At 71.9% G+C, this 2805-nt stretch carries 2 protein-coding genes and 1 pseudogene; 2 read left to right on the forward strand and 1 reads right to left on the reverse strand.

Going from position 1 to position 2805, the window contains the following annotated elements; translation table 11 throughout:
• Positions 1-176 precede the first annotated feature (176 nt).
• Entirely contained in the window at positions 177-1745 is a 1569-nt protein-coding gene (gene dacB, locus U9R90_RS35175) for a D-alanyl-D-alanine carboxypeptidase/D-alanyl-D-alanine-endopeptidase (RefSeq protein ID WP_411061479.1), read from the reverse strand.
• A 175-nt stretch (positions 1746-1920) separates the two neighbouring features.
• On the opposite strand from dacB, the gene U9R90_RS35180 reads away from it, so the two are divergent.
• Complete coding sequence (locus U9R90_RS35180) at positions 1921-2412, forward strand: inorganic diphosphatase (protein WP_411061481.1); 492 nt, start codon at positions 1921-1923, stop codon at positions 2410-2412.
• A 166-nt stretch (positions 2413-2578) separates the two neighbouring features.
• Positions 2579-2805: pseudogene (locus tag U9R90_RS35185) on the forward strand (threonine/serine exporter family protein); the annotation flags it as partial.

A 2805-nucleotide genomic window follows, 5' to 3' on the forward strand; every position in this document is an offset into this window, starting at 1 on the left:
CGAGCGGTGAGCCCTACGACGGCCCACGCCCGGCGTGGGGAGGCGGCCCGAGGCCCGGTTGGGGCACGGGGTGGCGAGAGTGGGTGGGTGGAGCTTGGGGGCGACGGGTGAGCGGCGGTCCGTTCATGCGCGAGCCGTCGCTGAGGTTCGGACCGTCGTTGAGGTGCGGTCGGCGGTCAGTGGCAGGCGCAGTTGGTGACTGTGGCCGCCAGGCGGTCGAGGGTGGACTTGGCCGCGTGGGGGTCGGTGGTGCCGGACGCGGTGAAGGCGAAGGCCAGGAGGCGGCCGTCGGCGTCGACGACGGTGCCCGCGAGGGTGTTGACGCCCGTGAGGGTGCCGGTCTTCGCGCGGACCAGGCCGGTGGCGGACGCCGTGTCCGGGTCGGCATAGCGGTTCCGGAGGGTTCCGGTGAAGCCCGCGACGGGGAGGCCGGTGAGGGCCGGGCGCAGCTCGGGGTGGTCCGGGTCGGCCGCGCGGGCGAGCAGCGCCGTCAGCAGCCGTACGGTGACCTTGTCCGCGCGGTCCAGGCCGCTGCCGTCGGCGAAGCGCGCGCCACCCAGCGGCAGTTCCAGCTCGGCCAACTGGTCCGTAACGGCCCTGCGGGCACCTGCGAAGCTCGCCGGTTCGTCCGCGGCGAGCGCGGTCTGCCGTACGAGGGCCTCCGCGATGTCGTTGTCGCTGCGGGTCAGCATGCGTTCGACCAGGGCGGAGAGCGGGGCCGACTTGGCCTGCGCCAGGGTCTTGGCCCCCTTGGCCCCCTTGGCCCCCTTATCTTTCTTGTCCCCCTTGTTCGCCTTCGCGGGATGTGGCTCGCCCTGGACCTCGACGCCACGGTCGCGCAGCAGCCCGGCGAAGGCGCGGGCCGCCTCCAGGGCCGGGTCGGCGACCCGCGGCGCCGGGCCGCGGGTGGAGTCGTCCAGGCGCCCCTGGTCGACCGCGAGCGCCATGACGGGGGCGATGTTGTCGTTGGGGCCGATGGGGTGCAGTACGGGTCCCGAGTACAGGGAGGCGTCGTAGGAGAGCCGTACCTCCGCGTCCCCGCGCCCCGCGCCGGAACGATCCTTCAGCGCCTTCGCCGTGTCGTCGGCGAGCGTCCGCAGACTCGCCCCGCCGTCGGTGTCCTTGCGCGCGCTGAGCGTTGGGTCCCCGCCGCCGACCAGTGTGATCTCCGCCTCGTCCGGCCCCGCGACCACCCGCGTCTCGATCCGGTGGTCCGGGCCGAGCGCCGAGAGCGCCGCCACCGCCGTGGCGATCTTGATGGTCGACGCGGGGGTCACCGCGTCGCCCGTCCGCACGCCGTACAGCTCCTCGCCCGTGACCGCGTCGACGACCGACCCCGTACTGCGCTGACCGAGCGAGGGGTCCTTCAGCAGCGGGTCGAGTACGTCCGCGATGGCATCCTTGGCCGGTCCTGGACCGGCGCCGGTGGGCGCCTTCAGGGCGGCCAGCACGCCGGGTGCGCTCGGCGCGGGCCTGGGCCCCTTCGCCGTACCGCGGCCATCACCGCGACCGTGATCTGCGCCACCGTCGCGGCTCTGGGAAGCCGCCCACTCCCGCTCGGCCGTACGCTGGCCTGAGTCCCAGGGACCGGCCGCGGTCACCAGCCCGGCGGCCAGTGCCAGGCCAGCCGTGGCCGCGCCCGCGGTGAGCTGCCAGGTCTGGAGCCTCCTGGTCCTCTCGGGCCGCGGAAGCTCCGGGAGCTTCAGTCGTTTCGGAAGCTGCCTGACCTTCAGCTCGGGCACCACGGGACAGCCCCTTTCGCGATCACAAGCTTGCGTGAGGGACACTTAATCACTGCGTCTTGCCGAGGGATGGCACCCCGGTGGCTGCGGCCGACCAATCGGGCTGGGGGTCCGGGGGTTATCCCCCGGGAGGACGCAGCACCATTCGTTGTATGTGCTAATCATGGAGGAGCCACCGGTGGAGTTCGACGTAACGATCGAGATTCCGAAGGGTTCGCGGAACAAGTACGAGGTGGACCACGAGACCGGTCGTATCCGCCTGGACCGCCGACTCTTCACGTCGACCAGCTACCCGGCCGACTACGGCTTCGTCGAGAACACCCTCGGCGAGGACGGCGACCCGCTGGACGCGCTGGTCATCCTGGACGAGCCCACCTTCCCGGGCTGCCTCATCAAGTGCCGCGCCATCGGCATGTTCCGTATGACGGACGAGGCCGGCGGCGACGACAAGCTGCTGTGCGTGCCCGCGTCGGACCCGCGCGTGGAGCACCTGCGGGACATCCACCACGTCTCCGAGTTCGACCGCCTGGAGATCCAGCACTTCTTCGAGGTCTACAAGGACCTGGAGCCCGGCAAGTCCGTCGAGGGCGCCAACTGGGTCGGCCGCACCGAGGCCGAGGCCGAGATCGAGGCCTCGTACAAGCGTCTGGAGACGCAGGGCGGCCACTGAGGTGTAAGCACCTGACCGGCACGGACGGGCCGGGCAGCTCCCTGGAGGGGGCTCGCCCGGCCCGTTTGCGTGTCCATGCGCATACTGGGCGTACCAGAGGTGCGTATGCGCTAAGAGGGAAGCGGTAACAGGCACGGGAACGAGGTCAGGTTCGGTGGGTGGCTCGGTGAGTGGCGTCGCGTCGGACGACGACGACCGCAAACCGCAGTCGGACGAGGCACACAGCGCGTTCGCTCCGGTGGGCGGCTTCGACACGGCCACGCCGGCCGATGTGGACGACCAGCCGACGTCGGAGTTCACCGTTCCGCAGGGGCTGCGGATTCCGCCCGCGCCCGAGGACTCGGAGAGCTCGGCCTTCCGCCCGCCCCCCTCGTTCGAAGCCCGCCCGCCGAC

Origin of the sequence: Streptomyces sp. E11-3 (genome assembly GCF_046540415.1) — a bacterium.
Taxonomy (GTDB): Bacteria; Actinomycetota; Actinomycetes; order Streptomycetales; family Streptomycetaceae; genus Streptomyces.